This window comes from Jiella marina (assembly GCF_024359545.1).
Lineage (GTDB): Bacteria > Pseudomonadota > Alphaproteobacteria > Rhizobiales > Rhizobiaceae > Jiella.
Genome location: NZ_JAKQZG010000038.1, coordinates 1 through 1,203 on the forward strand (window position 1 = coordinate 1; position 1,203 = coordinate 1,203).

The 1,203-nt window shown below is 65.7% G+C and carries 1 protein-coding gene; it reads left to right on the top strand.

All coding sequences use genetic code 11. The features are described 5' to 3' along the window. Positions 1-60: 60 nt before the first annotated feature. The coding region (locus MF134_RS23770) for an IS4 family transposase (RefSeq protein WP_255341869.1) at positions 61-1,203 on the top strand (1,143 nt) is incomplete at its 3' end.

Below are 1,203 nucleotides of genomic sequence, written 5' to 3' on the forward strand. Positions count from 1 at the left end.
GATTCTACTCGGTTCCAGACGTTTCGCGGCGTTCGGGGCACGAGTTTGGAGATCAATGTCATGCGGCACGACAATAGCGTTTTTCACGGGCTACAGAAACACATTCCCTGGGCCGAGTTCGAGCGGCTGGTGGACGCCCACGGGGCGGATCGCAGGGTGCGCAAGCTGACCACCCGGAGCCAGTTTCTCGCCATGCTGTTCGGCCAGCTGGCCGGCGCCGGTAGCCTGCGCGACATCGAGGCCGGGCTCGCCAGCCAGTCCGCCGGGCTCTACCACCTCGGCATGACCGCCCCGGCCCGCTCGACGCTGGCGGATGCCAATACCAGGCGGCCGGCGGCCCTGTTTGCCGAACTCTTCGCCCACATGGCCAAAGCCGCCTGCCGCCGCATTCGCCGCCAGATGCCGGCCTTTACGACGCCGACGCTGCTTCCCGATGCCACCCGCCTCTCGCTCACCTCGCTCAGCCAAGGCTGGGTCAGCACGGTCAGCGGCAAGCGGGCGGTCAAGCTGCACGTCGTCTACGATCTCGGCGCGGCCATGCCATTGGAAGCCGGCCTCAGCGACCAGAGGGTGAACGACATCACCCCCGCCAAGGCGCTCCAGCCCGAGCCCGGCGCCACCTACGTCTTCGATCTCGGCTATTACGACTTCGCCTGGTGGGCGGCCCTCGATGCCGCCGGCTGCCGGATCGTCAGCCGCCTGAAGAGCAACACCGACCTTGCCGTGACCGCCGTCCAGCCCGTGCCGAAAGACGGCGCCATCCTCTCCGACAGGATCGGCCTTCTGCCCCGGCGCATGGCCCGCTCGCGCAAGAACCCCTTCGCCGATCCGGTGCGCGAGATCGTCGTCAGGCTCAAGACCGGAAAGACGATCCGCATCGTTTCCAACGACCTCGACGCCCCGGCAAAGGAAATCGCCGATCTCTACAAGGCACGCTGGCAGATCGAACTGTTCTTCAAATGGATCAAGCAGAACCTGAAGATCGGTCACTTCCTCGGGGCGAGCGAGAATGCCGTGCGAATCCAGATCTTCGTCGCCCTCATCGCCTTCATCCTCCTCAAACTCGCCCACGACGCCCAGCGCGCCGTCCCCCAACCCAGCACCTTCCGCCGTCTCGTCCGCCTCAACCTGATGCACCGCCGGCCCATCGACGCCCTCGGCGAACCTCGTAAGCCGCCTGTCTTCAATCCAAGACAAATGACG